Below are 22,406 nucleotides of genomic sequence, written 5' to 3' on the forward strand. Positions count from 1 at the left end.
TCCCCGGCCTCAGCGAGGGCGGCGGCCAGCTCCCCCAGGGCCTTGGCGCGCTGCTCCGCATCCGCAATCGCCTCGGCGGCGGCGCGGGCGCGGTGGAAGATGTCGGCCACAGCCGCGCCTGCGCCCCGCTGCCGCGCGGCAGCGCCAATCGCTATCAGCATCTCCGCGCGTCGCTGCGGGTCGCTCAGCAGCTCGGCGCGGTCGCGCGCTTCGCCCACGCGCCCCATCGCCACCAGCGCCGTGAACATCTCGTCCGGCCAGCGATCGGTCTGGCTGCTCAGCGAGACGCGCAGCAGGCTGTACCGCCACAGGCGGGGCAGGCTCCGCATCAGGGCGGCGCGTTCTCCGCCGGCAGCCTCAATCACCGCAGCGCGCGCTCGATCGAGGTCGCGCGTCGCCTGACGCAAGCCGGGGTCGGCCTGCCGCTGCGCCGCGCCGAATGCATCGGCGTCGAGCACGTCCCACAGGCGCTCGTAATCGCGCGCGGCGGCCAGGTGGGTGATCAGGTGTTCCTGCCCGTAGCGACGCCGCTCGGCCTCAACCGGATCCTCGACAGCCTCCCAGAGACGGGCCGGCGTCGGGTCGTCGCACCACTGCGCCAGGCGCGCGTGGAACGCGCGGCGATCGTCGTCGGTGGGAAAGAGCTGCGCGCGCAGGTAGTCGATCACCTTGAGGTGGAGCAGATAGTAGCGCGGTCGTCCGCGCCAGTCGCGTTCGCCCAACAACCCGCCCAGCAAGCGCGCGGCCTTTTCCACCTCTTCGGGGAGGATACCGAGCGCGGCGCGCAACGCCGCCGCGCTCAACGGCGCTTGCGCGACCAGCAACACCCCTAGCATCGGTCGGATGACATTCGTCCAGCGCTGACGGTCGGCATCCATGAGCCGCTCGAAGGTCGGCGTGAAGATGTCGATTGGATTGTCCAGCACCCGCCGGATGAGATCCTCGGTTTGGGCCGTGTCCGGCTGGTTGCGCAACTCCTGGGTCAGGAAACTCAGGTCGAAGGCATTGCCGTGCAGCGCCTTGTGCAGGCGCGCCTGCTCGTCTGCGCTCAGTCGCGCGCCGCGCCGTTCGAGCAGGCGAGCAAAATCGGCCAGACTGAGCGGCGGCAGCCGGTACTCGACCGGCGGCGCGCACACCTGCAGCGGCGCCAGGGTGTCGTCGGGGCGGGCGCTGACGATGATGACGGCGCCAGTGGGCAGCCGTTCGGGCAGGAAGCTGAGGTCGCGCTCGCCGAGACGGGCATCGATCGGCAACTGGTCGAGGCCGTCAATCACCAGAGTTACCGGCTTCTCCGCGCTGAGCTGTTCGAGCAGGGTCGCAAAGCTGTTGCGCGCAGCGATCAGATTGGCGGATTCAGACAGGTAGATGGTCGCATCCGCCTCGCGCCGATGCAGGCGCAGCAGTTCGGCCATCAGGTGCCCGAGCAGCGCGACCTGTTCGTCGGCGCCGGGTCGGAAGCGGATGAAGTAAGCTGGCACCGGCAGGCGGTCGTCCTGTTGTTGGCGTTTGATCCAGGCCGCGAGCAGGCTGCTCTTGCCCTGCCCGGCCACCCCGGTCACCCGCAGATAGCCGCCGCCGCGCGCGCGCAAAGCGCCCAGATGCCGATCGAGGTCTGCCAGCTCATCCTCGCGTCCGACAAACTCCCGGGTCAGCTCAGTGATCCGGCTGGCCGTGTCCGGCGAATACCACTGGTTCAGCAGGCGCTGCGCTTCGGCCCGGCGCTGTTCTGCCTGACGCCGTTCTTCCCGGCGCGCGCGGTAATCGGCCAGCACCAGGCGGGCATTGCCCTCGGTAAGGATGTAGGGGCGTTGCCCGTGTGGAGCGTCTGCAGACTTGATGGCTTCGCCGAGCGCTTCACCCGTCAGCTCGCCGGTATCGGTCATCTGCTCGCCGCGCAGCCAGGGCAGCATAAGGCTGGTCATCCAACCGCCGCTCTCCGTCTCGCGCGCCGGCTGGCCGGGACTGGTGGCGGCGAGAATGGCGCGGTAGCGATCGGTGAAGACCGGCGCGCGATCTCTTTGCCGGTACTGTTCAATTACAGCGAACAGGTCGATCACGTGGCGTTCGCCCGGCACGGTCGCGATGTCGCCAGCGTAGCAGCAATCGAGCATGAGCAGCGCGCTGCGCGGCGCGCGCGCCGCGTACACTTGTTCGTAGAGCCAGCGCAGCGAGAGGAAGCGGTGCCGATCGCGGGCCGCGTGCGCCTGGCGAAAATCCGCAGTGACCAGGAACGTTTCGTTGCTGCCATCGTCGCATTGCACCGGCAGGCCGTGGCCGCAGAAGGCGATCAGCAGGTCGAGCGGTTTGGTTTCGACCTGACTAATCCATTCCACGATGGTGTCGCGCGCAGCGGTGGCAGTCGCTTGCTCGCCGAGCAATAGGGTCACTTCAAAGCCGCAGGCCGGCTCTTCGAGCGCTGCCGCCAGCCTGCGCGCGTCGCTTTCGGCGCTGCGCAGGGGGGCGAGGTGTGATTCGTTGGAGGCGTGGTTGACGCCGATGATCAATGCGCGTTTCATGGTCGGCGCAGGATATTTAGATCGATGTCTTAATGATAAAGTATAGCAGAAACGCAGCGGAACAGGGAGTGCGTCGGCTGCTCAGGAGCTGGGGAGAGCAGGTAACATTGCCAGCACACGCAACGCTTCCGGCAATGTCTCAGGCGACCTGGCAGAGTGTCGGTGTTCTGTTGGCGCGCGATCATAGGGCATAGGTTGCTCGCCACTCGCTCATCAGTGCATTCAATTGTAGCCGCTGCTCATGCGCTTCGTCAACCACTAGACGCAGCAGGCGTTGAGGGAATGGCCACAATTGCTGGTGTGGGCGCCGGGGTTTGGAAGCAAAGCCTAGCGGCGCGGGCTGAACAAACGCGGGCTGTGTGGATTGATCGCGCGCGCCAATCTTGTGCTATAGTTGACGTATCGACTATGGGAATGGCATACCTTCAGCGCTGCAACTTTGGCGGCAGAGCTTCAGTCAAACCACACAAACACTATCTCAAGCAGAGATCAGAGGAAGAACAGCCATGCCATTCTGCCCGCAATGTGGTGTTTCCAATCCCGATAGCGCCCGCTTTTGCGATCAGTGCGGCGCCCAATTGATACCGGTTCCGGCCCGGCCTGCGTCTGCGCCGGTAGCGCCATCGCCGCCGGTCAGCGGGACGGTAAGCGCCGGCGTTACGAGTTGCCCACAGTGTGGCGCCGGGGTGATACCGGGTGAAGCTTTTTGTGACAGTTGTGGCGCGCCGTTGTTTCGCCCGCCAGCGAGCGCGGCGGCGCCGGCGCCCGATCTGCCTTTCCCCGGCGCGCCGCCGCAACCGGTCTATCCTCCGCCACAGCCGGCCACGATGATCACGCCGCCACAACCTGCTGCGCCGCCGGTGGCGCCTCCAGCGCCACCGCGACCCGCCGTAACGCCACCCGCGTCGTCGGTCGGGCCAGTCCGCCAGACTCTGGCCGGGGTTCGGTTGCGGCTGCCAACCGGCGCAACATTGCCGCTGCCCGCCGCGATGCAGGCGCTCATCGGGCGCGCCGATCCGGTGAGCAACTTCTACCCGGAGATTGATTTGACTGCGCATGGCGGTCTCGAACGCGGCGTTGGCCGCCGTCACGGACGCTTTTTCATTCAGCAGGGCGCTGTCTATTATGAAGACCTGGATAGCACCAACGGGAGTTTTCTGAATGGGCGGAAGTTGCCGCCGCGCCAACCCCAACCGGTGCGGCACGGCGAAGAACTGCGGTTAGGGACGCTCGCGCTGGTGGTTGAATTGCAGTAATAGAGCGTGAATCGTATGACAACCATGACACCGATGCGAATTGCGATTGTTGGCGTGGGTGGAGTTGGTGGCTACTTCGGCGGTCGCCTGGCCCAGGCCGGGCACGAGGTCTTTTTTATCGCTCGCGGTGACCATCTTGCTGCGATGCGACAGCGTGGCTTGCAGGTGCGCAGCATTGCCGGCGATTTTACGTTGCCTGACGCGCGCGCGACAGACGATCCGGCGGAAGTCGGGCCGGTCGATCTGGTACTGGTGGCCGTGAAGGGCTGGCAGGTGCGCGAAGTCGCAGCGGCGATGCGCCCGCTGATCGGCGCCGAGACGGCGGTATTGCCGTTGCTCAACGGCGTCGATGCGCCGAGCGAGCTGGCCGAGACGTTGGGAGCTGAACACACGCTGGCCGGTCTCTGTCGGATTATCGCCTACCGTGAAGCGCCGGGAGTGATCGTTCACGCGGGAGTCCATCCAACTTCGATTGATTTTGGCGAGCTTGACAATCGCAAAACGCCGCGCTTGCAGCGAATCAAAGCCGTGTTGGAGAGCGCTGGCATTCAGGGCAATATTCCGGCGGACATTCACGTTGCCCTCTGGCAGAAGTTTATGCTGGTGTGCGCCTGGAGCGGTTTTGGCGCTGCGACCCGCGCTCCGATTGGCGTCTGGCGCTCGCTGCCCGAAACTCGTCCGCTGGTTCAGCGCTGCCTGGAAGAAGTGGTGGCGGTGGCGCGCGCGCGTGGCATTGCGATGCCTGAAGAGGCGGCGGCGAATATGATGGCTTTTATCGATAGTATGCCCTACGAAGGCACTGCTTCGTTGCAACGCGATATTGTTGCCGGACGACCATCTGAGTTGCAGAACCAGAATGGCGCGCTGGTGCGACTGGCGCGCGAAGCCGGTGTGTCGGTTCCGGTGAATGAGATGCTGTACGCTATCCTGCTGCCGCAAGAGCTGGCGGCGCGCGGGCAGTTGCGATGGAATGCTGCGATGATAGATTGACAGCGCAGGAAGCTGGTTTGAGCGAGCTGTTGGCGAATGAGTCAGGACATTCAGGGGTAAGGTGTGATGTCAGAGCGACTTCAGCGATTGGTCAATCGACTTGCTGAGGCGGGTTGGGTGGGCGCAGCGCTCATGCCGGCAACCAACCTGGCCTATCTCACCGGGTTGCGTTTTCATCCGGGCAAGCGGCTGACGTTGCTGCTCGTGCCGGCGAATGGCGCCACGCCGGTTATGGTGTTGCCGCAACTCGAACTCGAGCGCGTGCGCGCTTCCGCCCCCTTCCCGATGCGTTACGTTACCTGGAGCGACGATACCGGCCCCTCGGCGGCGCTGGCTGCCGGTATGGAAGCGGCGTTTGGCGCGGGAACGCCGGACAAACCGCTGGCAGTTGAGCCTGCGGCGATGCGGTTGCTAGAGCTGCGCGCGCTCGAAGCGGTTGCCCCCGGTCTGCGTACCGCCGACGTTGATCCGCTGTTGAGTGAGCTGCGCATGGTTAAAGACACCGCCGAGCTGGATCTGATGGAACGGGCGGTAGCAATTATCGAGCAAGCGCTGCGCGTTGCGCTGGATCAGGTTCGTCCTGGAATGAGTGAACGAGCGCTCTCGCGGATGTTGAGCGATGCGATCTTCGCTGCCGGGGCCGATGGCGAGAGCTTCGCCAACATCGTGGCAAGTGGTCCTAACGCAGCCAATCCCCACCATGAAAATAGCGAACGTTTGCTGCAAGCCGGCGATCTGGTCATTATCGACTGTGGCGCCATCTACCGCGGTTACCACTCGGACATTACCCGCACGATTGCTATCGGTGAACCAGACGCTGAAGCGCGCCGTATCTACGAGATTGTGCTGGCCGCCAATGAAGCTGGCCGCGCTGCCGCTCGTCCCGGCGTGACCGGCGCGGCGATTGACGCCGCTGCTCGCGCCGTGATCGAAGCGGCGGGGTACGGCGCTGCCTTCGTTCACCGCACCGGTCATGGCCTGGGCACCGAAACGCATGAACTGCCCAATATCGTCGCCGGCAGCGATACACCGCTCGCGCCGGGGACAGTCTTTACGGTCGAGCCGGGCATCTATTTGTCGGGCCGCCTGGGGGTGCGCATCGAGGATGATGTGGTTATCACTGCCGACGGTAGCCGGACGCTGACCAGTTTCCCGCGCGAATTGATCGTGGTGTAAGAGGTCACTTCCCTGTGAGAGTGGGTACTGTCGAGGGCAGAGACGCGACAGCGCTGCGCGTTGCGCCATAGCAAGCGCCTTCCGCCAGAGCAAAGGGATAGCGTTGCATCCACTGCGCTCTGACTTGCGATTACAGGAGCGAAGGCGTAAGCGCAACGCTACTGCGTCTCTATGCTGCGCGTTGCGCGCTTGCCCCGGCTGTGATATACTGCTTGCGCGATACGTTGCAGGCAAGGAAGCGATCAGTCCGATGAATAGCATTGCTCAGATCCGCAATCACCGCAACTCTCCGGTCAGGCATCGTCGCCGCCGTCGTTGCTGTTGCCAGTCGATTGCGCGATCTGGCTAGCCGTGCCTGCCCTTCAGGAGGAACCGTTCTCAGGCCAGCACTGCCAGCGCGCAGGCTGGCCTCTTCTATGCTATTCGCATATAACCAGTCGAGGACGTATGACACATCTCTATCTGATCCGTCACGGCGAATCGGTTGCGAATGTTCAGCCGATTGTCGCCGGTATGCGTGGCGATGCCGGTTTGACTCCGCGCGGGATCGCTCAGGCCGAACGGCTGCGCGATCGCCTGGCAACGAGTGGCGAGATTAAAGCCGATGTCTTCATCTCATCGACCCTGCCGCGCGCGTGGCAGACGGCTGAGATCATTCAGCCAGCGCTGGGATTGCCGATCATCTTCGATGACGAGGTGCAGGAGTTGCGCGTTGGCGAAGCTGATGGAATGTCGAATCAGGAGGCCTGGGCGCGCTTTGGGACGCCCGATTTTGATCGTTATCCGCTGCGTCCAATCGCGCCCGGTGGCGAGAGTTGGGGCGACTTTACGCTGCGGGTGAGTCGCGCTCTGACGCGCATTACCACCGAGCACGCCGGAAAGACGATTGTGATTGTCTGTCACGGTGGCGTGATCGATTGTTCATTCATCCACTTCTTCCGTATGCCGAGTCTGGTCGTGCCGCCAATCGATTTTCATACTCGCAATACCAGTATCACCTGGTGGGAGCTGGTTGAGCGGCGGCATCAACGCCTCTGGCGCTTGAATGCGTATAATGACATCGCTCATTTGCAAGGGATCGGCGCCATTGAGTCGGTACGCTGGGAAGACACCCATCCCGCCGTGCCGGTGCCGACGGAGGAGTAGTGCTATGCTCAGCCTTCTCGCCGATGGACACGTCACCAGTCCACGTGGGTGGAGTGCCGCGGTCGCCGCATGCGGGATCAAGTATGCCAATCGCGACGATCTGGCGCTGGTCGTGAGTGATCGACCGGCCACCGCCGTAGCAGTCTTTACAACCAACGCGGTTAAAGCTGCGCCGGTGCTGTACGATATGGCGTTGATGGCGTCGGTTGCTGAACTGCGGGCAGTGGTGATCAATGCCGGCAATGCCAATGCCTGCACCGGTAGCGATGGCGATGCTGCGGTGGTAGCAATGGCTCAGGCGGTCGAAGCGGCGCTCGATCTACCACCCAGGAGCGTCTTTGTGATGTCTACCGGCACGATTGGCGTGCCGATGCCGGTTGCGAAGATTACGCGCGGTATCGCTGAAGCGGCAACGCGGCTTAGCCCTGATTGCGGTATTGCCGCTGCCCGGGCAATTATGACCACCGATACGCGCCCGAAACATTGCGCAGTGAAGGTTGCGCTACCCGATGGAAGCGCGATTACTATCGGTGGAATGGCCAAAGGCGCGGGGATGATTCATCCCAACATGGCAACGATGCTGGCAGTGGTAACGACCGATGCCGCTGTGCCGCGCGATGTGCTCGATGCAGCGATGCGGCAGGCGCTCGAGGTCAGTTTCAACAGTATCAGCATCGATGGCGATACCAGCACCAATGATACGCTGCTGGTGATGGCCAATGGCGCGAGCGGCGCGCCGCCGATTGTCGATCTCGATTCGCCCGCCGGCGCGGCGTTTCGCGCCGGGCTGATCGCAGTCTGCCAGCATCTTGCGCATGCTATCGTGCGCGATGGCGAGGGCGCAACCCGCTTTGTGACCATTACGGTGCGCGGCGCGATGAGCAATGCTGATGCCCGCCTGGCCGCAATGACCATTGCCCGTTCGCCGCTGGTGAAGACGGCGTTGTTCGGAGCCGATCCGAATTGGGGCCGGGTGCTCTGCGCAATCGGGTACTCTGGCGCAACGGTCGATCCCAATCGGGTTGTGTTGCACTTTGGCGGTATGCGCGTGCTCGAGAACGGTTTGCCACTACCGTTCGACGAGCAGGCCGCTCATCAGTTGCTCGATGTGCCCGAAATCACCATCGACGCCGATCTTGGTCTCGGCGACGGTCAGGCCACGGTCTGGACATGCGATTTTAGCTACGATTACGTGCGGATTAACGCTGAATACCGGACATGAGTTCGACTTCTTGCAGGTGAGGGAGGGCGATGGATTCCACTGCGCGCCAGCAGATTGCGCGTGAACTGTGTCAGCGTCTCGCCACGACGAGGACGGATGTTGTTGTGGCCGGGATGCTGGCGCCTTCTGCGCCATTAACCGACTTTGAGCCGCTTGAGTTGCTGGTGGTAGTGGCCAATACAGTTACCCGAACGCGGCGCAGTTTCCTGATGCAGGATGTAGTAGTAACGGTACATTCCATCGCGCGCGCCGAACTCGAGTCGGTGTTGCGCGCTCCCGATCTGCGCTGGCCGCAGTGGTTGCACTGGCTGGCAACGCTACAACCGCTGATTGGCCAGCCCGAGCAGGTCAATCGATGGCTGGCCGAAGCTTCCGCCGTCGCCGAACAGGATTTTCATCGCCGCATCCTGGCTCACCTGCCAGACCTGGTCTTTGCCTGTTACGGTGAACTGCGCGCAGCCGCAGCTCGTCTGAGTGATCGCGATGCGCTGTTGCTGGTTCCGGTCTTGCTCACCGAGATGCATACGGCGCTCTGCCTGATTAACCGGCGTTGGCCGACGCAACGCGGCTTCGCCGGTCTTGAAGAGAGTTTTGCTTTTCCCTTGCAACCGCGCGACTGGCCACAACTGGCGACGGACCTGCTTGGCGCTCATCATCTCGCTGATATTGCCCGCCTGGCCGGCGCGCTGGTTAGTCAATACTGGCAACTACTCGCGCGCTGTAGCCTGACGATTGAACACCATCAAACGATTGCCACGACGCCGTTGTGATGGGGAGGAGTAGAGGAGATGGAACACCGGCTCTGGGGTGGACGGTTTAGCGAGCCTACGGCGGCTGAGATGCGCCGTTTCAACGACTCGTTTCGTTTCGATGCGCGACTGGCCGAGGTCGATATTGCCGGCAGTATTGCGTGGGCCGGCGCGCTGGCCCAGGCCGGTTTGATCAGCGAGGTTGAGCGCGCCGACCTGGTGCGTGGGTTGGAACTGGTGCGCGCTGAATTTGCGAACGGCACCTTTGTGGCCACCGAGGGCGATGAAGACATCCATACCGCTGTCGAGCGGCGTCTGCGTGAACTGATCGGCGATGCTGCGCTCAAATTACATACCGGTCGCTCGCGCAATGATCAGGTTGCCACCGATATGCGCCTGTACACCATCGGTATTGCCCGCCAGCTCGACCGTCGCCTGCGTGATGTGCAACTGGCGCTGCTGGCCCAGGCTGAACGACATACCGATACCCTCATGCCGGGCTATACCCATCTGCAACGCGCTCAACCGATCACCTTCGGCCACTGGTGTCTGGCTTATGTCGAAATGTTTGCCCGCGACCGCAGCCGGTTGCGCGACGCAATCACCCGCATGCGGGTCTTGCCGTTGGGCGCGGGAGCGTTGGCCGGCAACTCGCTGGGGGTCGAACGTGAACGACTTACCGAATTGCTCGATGAATTTGATGAACTGGCGGCCAATTCACTCGATGCGGTGAGCGATCGCGACTTCGTAGCTGAAATTCTCTTTGCCTGCGCCTTGATCGGCGTTCATCTCAGTCGGCTGGCTGAAGATGTTATTCTCTACGCCAGCGCTGAATTTGGCTTTGTGGAACTGGCTGACGCCTACAGTACCGGCTCAAGTCTGATGCCGCAGAAGAAAAACCCTGATAGTATGGAACTGTTGCGCGGCAAGAGTGGTCGGCTGCTCGGTAATCTGGTTGCGCTGTTGACCGTCTTGAAGGGGTTGCCGCTCACGTACAACAAGGATATGCAGGAAGACAAAGAGCCGCTCTTTGACAGTTTCGATACGCTCGATCTGGGTTTGCAGGTAGCGGCGGCGGCAATTGCAACGATGAAGGCGCGTCCTGAACGGATGGCGGCAGCGCTCGATGATGCGATGCTGGCTACCGACCTTGCCGATGAGTTGGTGCGGCGCGGCGTCCCTTTCCGCGTTGCGCATGGCAAAGTCGGGCAACTGGTGCAGCGCGCGCTGGCGCTGGGGGTAAGTTTGCGCCATCTGCCGTTGAGCGAGTATCAGGCGGTTGAGCCGGCGCTTGATGCCAGTGTGTACGAAATCTTCAACATGGCGCGCAGCGTGGCGCAGAAGGCGAGTTATGGCGGCACGGCGCCGCAACGAGTGCGCGAGCAGTGTAGCCGCTGGCGTGAATTGTTGCAAGAGATTGATGAAGCGTGAGCGTCGATACCACGGCGCATAAACGCAGGTTTTTGCGCAGTCACCTTGGGGAATGTAACCGTTTTGAGTTGATCACAGGAATCAAACACAACTATGACCAGCCCGTTATACACACCACCGGTCAGCCTGCCGGTATTGCACATTCGGCCTGACGTCGCCGTGACCATTCGACGCGCGCGAGTTGGCGATGTGCCGCGCCTTTACGAGATCATCAACTATTACGCCGCGCGCGGCGACATGCTGCCCAAAACGCTCGATCAGCTCTACAATCGGGTGCGCAACTTCAACGTCGCCGAGGTCGATGGTGAAGTGATTGGGTGCGCAGCTTTGCACATCACCTGGGCCGATCTGGCCGAAGTGGTTAGCGTTGCCGTTCATCCCTCGTTTCAGGGGCGCGGTATTGGCCGTCGCCTGGTTGAACCACTCTTTACCGAAGCGCGCGAATTGGGTATTCCGACGCTCTTTACGCTGACCTTGCAGGTTGGTTTTTTCAGCTCACTCGGTTTCCGCGAGGTGCCGAAATTGCGTTTGCCGCACAAAATCTGGCAAGACTGCGCGACCTGTTTCAAGCAGGATCGGTGCGACGAGGTGGCGATGATCCGGCAAGTGTAATGGTTAATCGGGAGAGCCGCTCTCACGGGCGGTTCTTTGCTCTGGTGATCTTCACTCTGTCACTGGAGTATCCTCCCTGGTAAGCAGCGCCGAATAACTCTATCGCTTGCTGAGATCCAATGCGACAATTGCTCCGTATCATTGAGTGACAATCTTGCAATGCAGGAGCATTTCTATGCTGATGAATAGCGCGATAGCTGCTGCTATGTTGCTGCTTGTGCTCGGTATCGGCGGCGTTTTTTCAACTGGCGCCGTTACGTCAGCGATTCCGGCGCTGTTTGGGTTGGCGCTGGGCGGGTTGGGGGTCGCCATTGAACGCAGCCGCGCGCCGCGCCGTTTCGAGTTGCTGGCTGCGCTGGTCGGACTGCTCGGTGTTATCGCGCCGGCTGCCAACCTGGTTCGGATTATCAACCAGACTGGCCTGGTGATCAATGCTGCGGTCTTTGCCAACCTGACAATGGCCGGGGTGTGCGCTCTCTACCTGCTGGTCTGGCTGTGGGAACAGCGCACTGGCGAGCGGTTGCGCATTAAGTGACGGCATTATGGCAGGCGACCGAGTCCACAAATGCTGCCTGATGTGGACTCGGTCTTGTTCTGATTAACTGTTGTTTTGCGGCTGGCCAACCTCAATTCCGGCCAGCCGTTCGAGCGCCTTGATCAAGGCGTGATTGCCTTCATGCCCCAGACCGGCGGCCTGGAGCGTTCGGTAGAGGTGAAAGACAGTTGATGTTGCCAGCATCGGCGCGCCGACGGCATCGGCAGCAGCCAGCACCAATCGCAGGTCTTTCTGCTGAAGATCGATGGTGAAGCCGGGTCGCCAGTCGCGCCTGATCACTTGCGGTCCCCGGTTCGAGAGCATCCAGCTTCCTGCCGCGCCGCCACTCACCGCGGCCAGTGTCTTTTCCAGATCAACCCCACTGGCCTGAGCAAAGACCAGCGCCTCGCTGATCGCCAGCATCGTGCCGACGACCAGAATCTGATTGACCAGCTTCACCGTCTGTCCGGCGCCGTGCCCGCCGACGTGGGTGATGGTTTTGCCCATCGCCTGGAAGACCGGCATGGCCCGCTCGACCAGTTCGGATGGGCCGCCAACCATAATGCTGAGCGTTCCGCGCGCTGCCCCTTCACTACCACCACTAACTGGCGCATCGAGAAAGCCGATCCCGCGCTCGCTCAGCCGGGAGGCACATTGTTGCGCGCCCTGCGGGCTGATTGTGCTCATATCGATCATCAACATGCCAGCGCGCGCGCCTTCAATAGCGCCTTGCGGTCCAAACAACACTGCCTCAACATCGGGGGTGTCGCTGACACAACTGATCACAATATCGCTGCGAGCTGCCAGATCAGCCGGTGACGAAGCAAGCTGCGCTCCGGCGGCAACTAGCTCATCGGCCCGCCCCGGTGTGCGGTTCCAGACGGTCAGCGGGAAACCGGCGCGCAGAATGTTGGCGGCCATCCCTCGCCCCATGATTCCCAATCCAATAAAACCAATCCGTTCGGCCATGGTACACTCCTCATTGCTATGCGCTGTGTGCGGCGTGTCAGAATGGTATCATACCTGCCGGCTGCGCCGGACAACTATGAGTACAGAACGTGAGGCGTGCTTCACCCTGCGCTCTGAGCAGAAAAAATCCCGCTCGCAAAAAACATCAGAAAGGATGTCCTATGCCCGCTGCGCTATCCGATCTCCTCGTTCTCGACTTTAGCCGGGTTCTGGCCGGCCCTTATGCCACTATGGTGCTGGCCGATTTAGGGGCGCGAGTGATCAAGATTGAGCAACCCGGCAGCGGCGATGAGACCCGGCAGTGGGGACCACCGTTTGCCGAAAATGGTTTGAGTGCCTATTTCATTGCCGTCAATCGCAACAAGCAGAGTGTTACCCTCAACCTCAAACACCCTGCTGGTCAGGCTATCGCGCGCAAACTAGCCCGGCAGGCCGATGTCCTGATCGAAAACTTCTTGCCCGGCACGATGACCCGGCTCGGTCTCGGCTACGAAGAGTTGCGATTGTCCAATCCCGGCCTGATCTATTGCAGCATCACCGGCTACGGTCAGTATGGCCCCGACGCAGCGCGGGCCGGTTATGACACGGTGATTCAGGCCGAAGGCGGTTTGATGAGTATCACTGGCGAACCAGACGGTCAACCGCTCAAGACAGGGGTAGCCGTGGCCGACATCACGACCGGTCTGTATGCCGCGACCAGCATTCTGGCAGCGTTGCATTACCGTTCGCAGAGCGGAGAAGGGCAGTATATCGACCTGGCGCTCTTCGATGTTCAGCTTAGCTGGCTGGCGAATGTCGCCTCGGCCTATCTGGTTTCCGGCAACCCACCCAAACGGTACGGCAACAGCCACTCTACTATCGTGCCGTATCAACCTTTTGCCACCGCTGATGGCTGGATTATGATCGCAGTCGGCAATGATCGCCAATTCGCTCGCCTGTGTGCCGTTCTTGGTCGGCCCGATTGGCCTGCTGATGAGCGATTTGCAACCAACCCGGCCCGGGTCAAACACCGGGAGCTGCTGATACCGCTGATCGCTGCTATCATCGCTCACGAACCGACGGCAGTCTGGATCGAGCGACTGCGCGCCGCCGAGGTGCCGTGCGGCCCGGTGAACGATATTCCAACGGCATTGCATAGCCCTCAAGCGCAGGCGCGCGCAATGGTGCAGACTATCGATGGAGTGCGCGTCGTTGGCCCGGCGCCAAAATTCAGCGCTACGCCGGCGTCTATTCGCTCCGCGCCACCGGCACTGGGCGCCGACACCGAAGCGGTGTTGCAAGAGCTGGGCTACACCCTTGAAGATATTAACGCTTTGCGTTCAGCCGGGGCAGTGTGACCGGATGTCAGGCGAAACACCGACTACGATAAAGGAGACCGGACGCTTTCGTGCTACAATGCCGCTACTTGCAGGCAGTGCAGGCCTGAGGTAACCAGACGGAGCAACGGTAATGCGACACGAACTCCATAGTCCAGCCGGCACGGTGTCGTTCGATGGCACCGGACGAATGATATTTGCCCACGAAGGGCGTGTAGTGCTCCAGAGTCTTGGCGCAGTGGCTCATGCGTATGGCACTGACTTCCCCATTACCGGCGTCGCCAATGCAGACATTACCGAACGCCACGCTCGCATTCACTTCACGACCACTCGTCCCGAAATCACGCTTCGCCTTGAGCTGGAAGCGACACCGACCGGTTTTCGTCTGTCGTGGTCTGGCCCGCCGCATCTGCACGCAGTGCGTGTCGAATGGCAGCTCGATCCCGGACGACCCTGGTATGGGATGGGTGAGCGGATCTTTCAGCACTGGCCGCTTGATGCCGCGCCGGTCATCTCTGACCCATTCGAGCCGATCGATCATGGCCGCGATGGAACGCTCAATATCGCCACACCCTTCTGGCTGAACGCCGCCGGAGCTGCGCTGTTGCTCGAAGAAGGCGATGGGGAGCTGGCCGTCACCATCGATCGGGCCGGCGATGGGTTGTTACAGATTACGTCTCGCGAGGCGCCGCCGCCGCCAAACCTCGGCTTCGACGAGCGTTACGCCGCGCCCGGCCCCAGTCTCACCAGTCACGTTATTTTGGCTGCGCATGCGCCGGCTGCATTCTACGCGGCCTTGCCTCTGCTCGGACGACCTACCGCAGCGCCGCCAGGCGATCTCTTCGCTCGCCCGATCTGGACGACCTGGGCGCATTACAAGATGCACGTCACCCAGCGCGACGTAACTGACTTCGCCGCTCAGATCGTGTCCCGCGGCTATCCCTACTCGGTCATGGAAATTGATGATCGCTGGCAGCGCAGCTATGGCGCCTACGTCTTCGATCAGCGAAAATTTCCCGATCCGCGCGCAATGGTCGATGAACTGCACGCCGCCGGTTTCAAAGTTACTCTCTGGACACCGATCTTTTTCGATCCGACTGATCCGGCGTTTTCCGTTGCCGCGCGTCGCGGCTACCTGGTCCGCCACCCTGCCGACGGCTCGCCCTACCTGGTGCGCTGGTGGCAAGGCTACGGTGGCGTACTCGATCTGACGAATCCAGAAGCGGTAGCCTGGTGGCTGAGCGAGCTGCGCGCGCTTCAGGCTGAAACCGGCGTAGACGGCTTTAAATTCGATGCCGGTGAAGCGAACTTTATCCCACCTGACGCGATCTGCTACGCGCGCGAGCCGCGCCGACGTTACGCCGACCGCTACACCGAGTTTGTCGCCGACCATTTTGCGTATACCGAAGTTCGCACCGGCTGGCGCAGTCAGCGCCGCGGCATTCTCTTCCGCGAGTGGGATAAGTGGAGCCGTTGGGGGATCGATAACGGGCTGCACAGTGTGTTGACGCAGGCGCTTACCCTGAGCATCTGCGGTTATCCGTTCGTGTTGCCTGATATGATCGGTGGCAACGCCTACCAGAGTGAGGTCCCCGATGGTGAGCTGATGGTACGCTGGACACAACTGAGCGCATTGCTTCCCACGATGCAGTTCAGCGTGCATCCGTGGCAGTACGGGCCGGAAGTCGATGCAATTTGCCGTCAGTACGCTCACCTGCACACCGGCCTCGCTCCGTATCTGGCCGAATTGATTGAAGAAAATCTGCGCGATGGCACTCCGCTGGTGCGTCCGCTCTTCTGGCATGCGCCAGAGGATGAAAAGGCGCTGCGCTGTGATGACCAGTTTCTGCTCGGCGCTCGCTACCTGGTAGCGCCTGTTATGCGACCCGGTCAGCGTCAGCGCGATGTCTATCTGCCGGCAGGAGTCTGGCGCGACTACTGGCGCGGCGCACTCCATCAAGGGCCGGCGGTGTTAACCGATGTGCCGGCGCCACTCGACCAGATGCCGTTGTTTGAGCGACAGGACGGGTAGAGCGTTTCTAGCGTCTCATGACTCACTGGGAAAGCTGTTGGCAGCAGAGCATATGGGGCGCAGCAACCTTGCTGTGCCCCTGTGCTTTGCTGTGTCAACGGTCATTGAACGGCAGGGATATTGCGTTTTTTGTCACAACTTTGCATTCGACAGTTGCGCCGGCCTGTGTCATGATGACAGCGCGCCGCAAGCAACGTTTGATGAGCGAGGTTTCATTATGAGTGGCAGAGTAACAGTTGGCCGCAACGGTATCGAGCTTGATGGGCGGCCATTCTATCTGCTTTCCGGGTGTATTCACTACTTTCGCTGGCCGCGCGCCGAGTGGCGGCCACTGCTTGAACAGGCACGCTGGGCCGGTCTGAACACGATTGATACGGTCATCCCGTGGAACCGGCACGAACTGCAACCAGGCGTATTCGATTTTAGCGATGAAGCCGATCTCGGCGCATTTCTCGATCTCTGTCAGGAACTCGGCCTGAAGGCAATCGTTCGTCCAGGACCCTACATCTGCGCTGAGTGGGAAAATGGCGGTCTGCCGGCATGGTTGACGGCCAACGGCAATGTGCGCCTTCGTACCGATGATCCCACTTTTATGGAAGCGGTGCTGCGCTGGTTCGATACATTGATGCCAATTCTCGCGCCTCGTCAGTACACCCGCGGCGGGCCGATCATTCTCTGCCAGATCGAGAATGAGCATTGGGCATCGGGCGTATATGGCGCTGACGAACATCAATTAACCCTGGCCCGCGCGGCCTATGAGCGCGGGATCGAGGTGCCCCAGTACACCTGTATGGGTGCTACTCCTGGCTACCCGGAATTTCGCAATGGCTGGAGCGGGATCGCCGAGAAGCTCGTCCAGACTCGTCAGCTCTGGCCTGATAATCCGATGATCGTTTCGGAACTGTGGAGCGGCTGGTTTGACAACTGGGGTGGTCATCGACAGACACGCAAGACCGCAGCGAAGCTCGATCTGACGTTGCATCAACTGACCGCCGTCGGCTGCGCCGGTTTCAGTCATTGGATGTGGGCCGGCGGAACCAATTTCGGGTACTGGGGCGGGCGCACCGTTGGCGGCGACCTGATCCACATGACAACGAGTTATGACTATGATGCGCCGGTTGACGAGTATGGCCAACTGACCGCGAAAGCGTTTGTGGCCCGGCGTCACCATCTTTTCCTGAGCTGCTTCGGCGCCGAACTATCGGCAGTGCTGGCCGATGCCGTTCCCGGCGGGATCACGGTGATTTCACCGGCCCCAATTGCTGGCCGGAGCGAGGGCGGCGCGCAGCCGTACCGCACCGCACGCGCCGGCCCAACCGCTCCGCCGGCATGGCGTGACTTCTGCGCCACCTTCCTCGCCAATCCTGGCCTTGAAGCAACTACTTACGAGGTCTTCTTACCCGCAGGCGATCATCTGAGCGTCGAAGTTGAGCCGGCTTCCATCCGCCCAATCTTTGCCAATCTCCCGCTGGGCGAAAGCGGAATCGTCATTGCCGCCCATACTGGCCGCATCCTCGGCTATTGGCCTGACCAGGGCACGCTGGTCATCTATGGTCGTGAAGGCGAGCAAGGCACGTTAAAACTGCGTCTCCCCACTCCCCCGGCAGGCATTCACGCCGATGATGCTGGCTTAACGGCGCGCGTGCAGTGGCGCGAGGATGGGTTGAGCATCGACTACTGGCTCACTGCTGAAGGTCGCCGGATCGAGATTGCCTGGGAAGATCACGCCCTCTTGATCGAGTTGCTGCCCGAAACGCTGGCCGAACGCTATGGCAGTCAGCCGCTGCCACCAGCCGCGCCGACGCATCGGCAGATCCTGCCGGCGCGCTCTTTCGCCGTCGTCGAAGCAACTGCCACTACCGATTGGCAACCGATTGCCGCCCCTGCTCCACTCGAACAACTCGGATGCCTGTACGGTTATGGATGGTATCGAGCCGAGTTTGAACTTGCTGTGCCGCTAACGACAAACCTGATTGCGCCTGAACTCAACGACCGCGCGCTGGCCCTGCTCGATGGTGAATTCGTAGGCGTGCTAGGCGCCACGCCCAACGGCCCACGCTACACGTTGCCGATCAGCCTGAGCGCCGGCTCGCACGATTTGCGCTTGCTGGTCGATAATCTTGGTCGTTTCAACTACGGTCTCAAGCTGGGTGAACACAAAGGCTTACTCGCGCCACTCTTTCTCGACGGTAGTCAGATCGACATCTCGGCGGGATGGTCAGCCTACTGGCAAGAGGTGCAATTCGCCGGTGAAGCGGTCGCTAACGTCAAGCCGTGGGCCGCTCGTCCTGATGCTGACAACGTTCATCTGGGCCGGTTTGCCTGGACGGGACCGATGGTCTGGTTGATCCGACCGATTGAGGTAGAGGCCGGGCGTCGCTATCGCGTTCACATCACCGGCGACCGCAATTCAGGCGCTTTCTTTGTGAATGGTGTTGCCGTTGAGCGGTTTAGCCGCCATCGCAGCGGTGGCCTGATCGCAGCCGACATCACCGATCTGCTGCAACCGGGAACCAACACGCTAGCGCTGCAAATCCTCAACTATGCCGGAGCGCCCTGGCGCGCCACGCTGATCAGCTATCCTGCCGACCGACCGCTGCCGGCAAACTGGAGCTTCCGCGCTGGCGTGACGGTGAGCGACCAGCCGGCGCCGCCGACCGGCCCGGCCTTCGTGCAAGCCGTGTTTACCCGGAATGAATTGCCGGCAACCCTCCGGCGTCTGGCGCTGCGGCCTGGCGTCTTCGATAAAGGTCAGATATGGCTCAATGGGCAAAACTGCGGACGATTCTGGCAGATTGGGCCACAAGAAGCGTACAAACTCCCGATCTCGTGGTTGGCTACGCACAACGAATTACTGCTCTTCGTCGAGCAGAGTCGAGGCGGCGCAATTGAGCTAATATACGCTTAAGTGGAAACATGCGCAGAGGCTGACTTCCGTGCCGGTCTGCCACAATTCCCGGCACGGAATCGCCTGCTGCCGAAACCGGAAGCAGCAGGGTTAACTTCAGTGGCGCGCGGGTTCATCACCTGCGCAGAATCAGGCAGGTCGAGGGCATTCCGCCCCGGAGCTTCACCCAACCAGCGCCGCTTCGTCGGCAACCGAAACGCCACAGATCAACTGCTCGGCAGCGGCAATCTGATCGTGGTCGCCGATCAGCCCCAGCAGATCGCCTGCCTGAAACACTGTGCTCGATTTTGGGTTGGCGATCAATTGCTGATTGCGAATCAACGCAATCACCGACGCGCCAGTGCGGGCGCGAATGTTGGCTTCAGCCAGAGTCTGGCCGATCAGCGAACTCTGCTCGCCGACCAGACGCCAGGCAATCTCGATCCCACGGGCGGCGCGCACCATCTGATCCAGCGCCTGATGTTCGGCGGGAGTCGAAACGGTTGTGTTGTACTCATCGCGCCTGACGGCATCGGTATAGCCCTGAACTTGCGTTGCCGGATAGCCAAGACAGAGCAGCGTATGGCGCATCACCTCTAACCCGCCTTCAAGTTCGGGGTGAATGACATCGCGCGCGCCGAGATTCATCAACCGGCCAACGCCGCTGGTGGTTGCTGCGCGGGCAATAATCGGCAGGTTCGGCGCAATGTTCCGCGCCGCCGCCACAACCATTTCGGTCGCCGTCTCGTCAGGCAAAGTTACCACCAGTGCCCGCGCCCGTTCGAGACCGGCGTGCATCAACACATCGGAGTTAGCCGCGTCACCGAAGAGGGTTGGAACGCCGCGAGCATTAAACTCGGCAGCCCGGCCCGAGTCAATCTCGATCACCAGGCGCGGCACACCTAACCGCTCCAGCACGGTGACGATATGCTGACCGACTCGCCCATAGCCCACCACGACCACGTGATCGGCCTGCGGCAGGGCCAGATCGCCCGGTTGGGCCGGATGGCTGTCGAACCATTGCCAGAGACGGGGTGACATCCGCTGCATGAGCTGCTCAACTGGCCTGATCAGGCGGAACATGAGCGGATTGAGCATAATCGAAAGCAGCGATCCGGCCAGAATCAGCGAATATTGTTCCTGGCTCAGCAGACCGAGCGCCATACCAGTGCTACCAAGAATGAATGAGAATTCACCGATCTGGCTGAGACCGGCGGCAACGACCAGCATGGTGCGCCCGCTGGCCGGCAGAAGGAAGCCGAGCAACTGAGTAATGAGAGCTTTCCCTGCGACGATCAATGCCGTCAAGGCCAGCACCTGGCCGGCGTTGGCCCAGAGATAGACCGGGTTGACGATCATGCCAACCGAGACGAAGAAGATCACGGCGAATGTCTCGCGGAAGGGCAACACGTCGTCACCGATTTGATGACTAAACTGCGACTCGCTCAACACTACGCCGGCCAGAAACGCGCCAAGCGCCAGTGACACGTCGAAAAAGGCTGCGGCGCCGAAAGCGGTGCCGAGCGCAATGGCTACCGCGGCCAGAATGAACAGTTCGCGCGAACGAGTGCTGGCAATCATATCGAGCAATCTGGGCAATAGTCGGCGACCGGCAAACAACATTACCGCCACGAACAGCGCCGCCTTGAACAACGACAATGCCGCCGACCAAAATGATTGCTCGTTATGCTGACCAAAGATAATCGGCAACAACACCAGGATCAAGACCGTTGCCAGATCTTCCAGCACCAGCCAGCCAATCGCGATTCGTCCGGCGCTGGTATTCAGCATGCCGTTGTCCATCAATCCGCGCAACAACACCACGGTGCTGGCAATCGAAATCGACAGGCCGAGGATCAGACCCGACACCGGCGTCCACTCCCAAACCTGACTGAGCGCAAAGCCGAGCGCCGTCGCGATGATCATTTGCAAGATGGCGCCGGGCAACGCAATCTGGCGCACAGCCCACAAATCCTTGAGCGAAAAGTGTAGTCCAACGCCAAACATGAGAAAGATAACACCGATCTCGGCCAATTGACTGATGTCGCTCACATCACCGACAAACCCTGGAGTGAACGGCCCAATCGCCATACCGGCCAGCAAATAGCCGACAATAGTTGGCAGCCCGATCCGCCGGGCCAATACACCGCCGACAAATGCTACGACGAGCGCGATTGCCAAATTTGCCAGCAACGAAATGTCGTGATGCATAGCTCAGCTCCGGCGATCAAGCGAATAATGATGAGGTCTGCTTTGGTGAATACTGGGAAAAAACCTTGCGCGCCATGGCGCAAAATCAGTGTACTGAGTATGATAAAGAAAAGATGAAGGGCTGTCAAAAGCGATGGCTTCCTGTGGTACACTACCAGCGCTGCTGAGTCATGGTGGTCGTTTGAGCAATACCTGGAGCGCCTGACAGCGCCGAATCGTGCTGACCATGAGATGGATGTCCCTCGATCCAGGCGGAACAGGTCGTAGCGCCGCCTTTCCTGCTGCGACGCTCACTGACAACGACGCAAAACGCGCTATGCTGGCCATTGTGATCGTCTCGTGGAATGTCAAAGATCTGCTGCGTCGTTGCCTCGTTGCCACGCAGGCATCGCTACAGGCAGGGGATCTCGCTGCCGAAATCATTGTGGTAGACAATGCCAGCCACGATGGCACGCCAGCCATGCTGCGCAGCGAGTTTCCAGAGGTGCAGCTCATCGAAGCCGGCGCTAACCTCGGTTTTACCGCCGGCAACAATCTGGCGCTGCGCATGTTGTTGCAGCGCCCTGATGGCGGCCCCGAATTCGCGCTCTTGCTGAATCCCGATACCGAACCGGTTGCCGATGCGATCCCACGACTGGTCGCCTTTCTCCAGCGCCACCCGGCAGCAATTGCCGTTGGGCCGCGCCTCCTCTATAGCGATGGGAGTCTGCAATCGTCTCGTCGCCGCTTCCCGACTCCGCTCACTATGATCTGGGAGAGTACGCCATGGGAACGGCTATGGCCGCGCAATCCATGGGCGCGGCGCTACCATTGTGCCGATCGTCCGGCTGACCGCGCGCAACGGGTGGGATGGCTGGTCGGCGCGGCCCTGCTGATCCGTACCTCTGCAATTCGCAAAGCCGGCTTGCTCGATGAGCGTTTCTTTATGTACAGTGAAGAGCTGGAGTGGCAATGGCGTCTGCAAGTGGGCAACCCGGCGGCTCCGCCACCTGACCGCTCGCGGCGTGAAACGGTTGAGGTTGGGAGCCAGATCTGGTATCTACCTGAGGCAGTGGTGATTCATCACGAAGGCAAGAGCAGCGAGCAGGTTCCGGTCGATCGCCATCGCTACTTTCAGCTTAGTCGCCTGCATTTGACCCGTATGTGGTATGGCTGGCATGTCGCCGCCGTAGTGCGTCGGCTGATCGGCCTTGGGTATCAGTACGAGCTAATAATTGAAGCGATCAAACTGGCCCTCGGCCACAAACCGGCGTTGCGCCGTCAGCGGATCGCGACCTATCAGCAGGTGTTATGGGCACTGGACAGGTTTGATCGATAGTGACTCCATCGCATGGTGTGGCGTCTTTGCCCGGAATGTC

At 61.2% G+C, this 22,406-nt stretch carries 15 protein-coding genes and 1 pseudogene; 13 read left to right on the forward strand and 3 right to left on the reverse strand.

Features of this window, described 5'->3' with window-relative positions:
* The coding region (locus Q0650_RS02270; RefSeq protein WP_298815482.1) for an AAA family ATPase at positions 1-2,516 on the reverse strand (2,516 nt) is incomplete at its 3' end.
* A 506-nt stretch (positions 2,517-3,022) separates the two neighbouring features.
* Between Q0650_RS02270 and Q0650_RS02275 the strand changes: the two genes are divergently transcribed.
* From Q0650_RS02275 to Q0650_RS02315, 9 genes are all read left to right on the forward strand, one after another.
* Complete coding sequence (locus Q0650_RS02275) at positions 3,023-3,772, forward strand: zinc-ribbon domain-containing protein (RefSeq protein ID WP_298815484.1); 750 nt, start codon at positions 3,023-3,025, stop codon at positions 3,770-3,772.
* Positions 3,773-3,787: 15 nt separating this feature from the next.
* A complete protein-coding gene (locus tag Q0650_RS02280; RefSeq protein WP_298815486.1) occupies positions 3,788-4,762 on the forward strand; it encodes a 2-dehydropantoate 2-reductase in 975 nt (324 codons plus the stop codon).
* A gap of 66 nt (positions 4,763-4,828) precedes the next feature.
* On the forward strand, positions 4,829-5,938 hold the full coding sequence (locus Q0650_RS02285; protein WP_298815488.1) for a Xaa-Pro peptidase family protein: 1,110 nt from the start codon (positions 4,829-4,831) through the stop codon (positions 5,936-5,938).
* Positions 5,939-6,385: 447 nt separating this feature from the next.
* Complete coding sequence (locus Q0650_RS02290) at positions 6,386-7,084, forward strand: histidine phosphatase family protein (protein ID WP_298815490.1); 699 nt, start codon at positions 6,386-6,388, stop codon at positions 7,082-7,084.
* 4 nt (positions 7,085-7,088) lie between these two features.
* Positions 7,089-8,306 (forward strand): bifunctional glutamate N-acetyltransferase/amino-acid acetyltransferase ArgJ, encoded by a 1,218-nt coding sequence (gene argJ, locus Q0650_RS02295; RefSeq protein ID WP_298815491.1) that lies wholly within the window; start codon positions 7,089-7,091, stop codon positions 8,304-8,306.
* A gap of 29 nt (positions 8,307-8,335) precedes the next feature.
* A complete protein-coding gene (locus Q0650_RS02300) occupies positions 8,336-9,076 on the forward strand; it encodes a hypothetical protein (RefSeq protein WP_298815493.1) in 741 nt (246 codons plus the stop codon).
* A gap of 18 nt (positions 9,077-9,094) precedes the next feature.
* Positions 9,095-10,486, forward strand: coding sequence for an argininosuccinate lyase (gene argH, locus Q0650_RS02305; protein WP_298815495.1), 1,392 nt, complete (start codon positions 9,095-9,097; stop codon positions 10,484-10,486).
* Between the two features lie 93 nt (positions 10,487-10,579).
* A complete protein-coding gene (locus Q0650_RS02310; RefSeq protein ID WP_298815497.1) occupies positions 10,580-11,098 on the forward strand; it encodes an N-acetyltransferase in 519 nt (172 codons plus the stop codon).
* 175 nt (positions 11,099-11,273) lie between these two features.
* Complete coding sequence (locus Q0650_RS02315; RefSeq protein ID WP_298815499.1) at positions 11,274-11,633, forward strand: hypothetical protein; 360 nt, start codon at positions 11,274-11,276, stop codon at positions 11,631-11,633.
* 63 nt (positions 11,634-11,696) lie between these two features.
* On the opposite strand, the pseudogene Q0650_RS18825 reads toward Q0650_RS02315, so the two are convergent.
* A pseudogene (locus Q0650_RS18825) lies at positions 11,697-12,611 on the reverse strand (NAD(P)-dependent oxidoreductase); the annotation flags it as partial.
* Positions 12,612-12,763: 152 nt separating this feature from the next.
* On the opposite strand from Q0650_RS18825, the gene Q0650_RS02330 reads away from it, so the two are divergent.
* From Q0650_RS02330 to Q0650_RS02340, 3 genes are all read left to right on the forward strand, one after another.
* The gene (locus tag Q0650_RS02330) at positions 12,764-13,939 is read left to right on the forward strand and encodes a CaiB/BaiF CoA-transferase family protein (RefSeq protein ID WP_298815501.1); all 1,176 of its coding nucleotides are present in this window, start codon (positions 12,764-12,766) and stop codon (positions 13,937-13,939) included.
* Between the two features lie 112 nt (positions 13,940-14,051).
* The gene (locus Q0650_RS02335; protein ID WP_298815503.1) at positions 14,052-15,950 is read left to right on the forward strand and encodes a glycoside hydrolase family 31 protein; all 1,899 of its coding nucleotides are present in this window, start codon (positions 14,052-14,054) and stop codon (positions 15,948-15,950) included.
* Between the two features lie 217 nt (positions 15,951-16,167).
* Complete coding sequence (locus Q0650_RS02340) at positions 16,168-18,858, forward strand: beta-galactosidase (RefSeq protein WP_298815505.1); 2,691 nt, start codon at positions 16,168-16,170, stop codon at positions 18,856-18,858.
* 162 nt (positions 18,859-19,020) lie between these two features.
* On the opposite strand, the gene Q0650_RS02345 is transcribed toward Q0650_RS02340, so the two are convergent.
* Positions 19,021-21,048: a cation:proton antiporter gene (locus Q0650_RS02345; RefSeq protein ID WP_298815507.1), complete on the reverse strand. Its 2,028-nt coding sequence runs from the start codon at positions 21,046-21,048 to the stop codon at positions 19,021-19,023.
* Positions 21,049-21,283: 235 nt separating this feature from the next.
* On the opposite strand from Q0650_RS02345, the gene Q0650_RS02350 reads away from it, so the two are divergent.
* Entirely contained in the window at positions 21,284-22,366 is a 1,083-nt protein-coding gene (locus Q0650_RS02350) for a glycosyltransferase family 2 protein (protein ID WP_298815509.1), read from the forward strand.
* Positions 22,367-22,406 lie beyond the last annotated feature (40 nt).

It is taken from the genome of uncultured Chloroflexus sp. (assembly GCF_937129525.1).
Classification (GTDB): domain Bacteria; phylum Chloroflexota; class Chloroflexia; order Chloroflexales; family Chloroflexaceae; genus Chloroflexus.

What these genes read in the sequence shown, in the direction of transcription:
- Q0650_RS02345 (WP_298815507.1), bottom strand. Translation starts at nt 21,048, where the DNA reads ATGCATCACGACATTTCGTTGCTGGCAAATTTGGCAATCGCGCTCGTC.
- Q0650_RS02350 (WP_298815509.1), top strand. Translation starts at nt 21,284, where the DNA reads ATGTCCCTCGATCCAGGCGGAACAGGTCGTAGCGCCGCCTTTCCTGCT.
- Q0650_RS02280 (WP_298815486.1), top strand. Translation starts at nt 3,788, where the DNA reads ATGACAACCATGACACCGATGCGAATTGCGATTGTTGGCGTGGGTGGA.
- Q0650_RS02290 (WP_298815490.1), top strand. Translation starts at nt 6,386, where the DNA reads ATGACACATCTCTATCTGATCCGTCACGGCGAATCGGTTGCGAATGTT.
- Q0650_RS02310 (WP_298815497.1), top strand. Translation starts at nt 10,580, where the DNA reads ATGACCAGCCCGTTATACACACCACCGGTCAGCCTGCCGGTATTGCAC.
- Q0650_RS02335 (WP_298815503.1), top strand. Translation starts at nt 14,052, where the DNA reads ATGCGACACGAACTCCATAGTCCAGCCGGCACGGTGTCGTTCGATGGC.
- Q0650_RS02330 (WP_298815501.1), top strand. Translation starts at nt 12,764, where the DNA reads ATGCCCGCTGCGCTATCCGATCTCCTCGTTCTCGACTTTAGCCGGGTT.
- Q0650_RS02315 (WP_298815499.1), top strand. Translation starts at nt 11,274, where the DNA reads ATGCTGATGAATAGCGCGATAGCTGCTGCTATGTTGCTGCTTGTGCTC.
- argH (WP_298815495.1), top strand. Translation starts at nt 9,095, where the DNA reads ATGGAACACCGGCTCTGGGGTGGACGGTTTAGCGAGCCTACGGCGGCT.
- Q0650_RS02340 (WP_298815505.1), top strand. Translation starts at nt 16,168, where the DNA reads ATGAGTGGCAGAGTAACAGTTGGCCGCAACGGTATCGAGCTTGATGGG.
- argJ (WP_298815491.1), top strand. Translation starts at nt 7,089, where the DNA reads ATGCTCAGCCTTCTCGCCGATGGACACGTCACCAGTCCACGTGGGTGG.
- Q0650_RS02285 (WP_298815488.1), top strand. Translation starts at nt 4,829, where the DNA reads ATGTCAGAGCGACTTCAGCGATTGGTCAATCGACTTGCTGAGGCGGGT.
- Q0650_RS02275 (WP_298815484.1), top strand. Translation starts at nt 3,023, where the DNA reads ATGCCATTCTGCCCGCAATGTGGTGTTTCCAATCCCGATAGCGCCCGC.
- Q0650_RS02300 (WP_298815493.1), top strand. Translation starts at nt 8,336, where the DNA reads ATGGATTCCACTGCGCGCCAGCAGATTGCGCGTGAACTGTGTCAGCGT.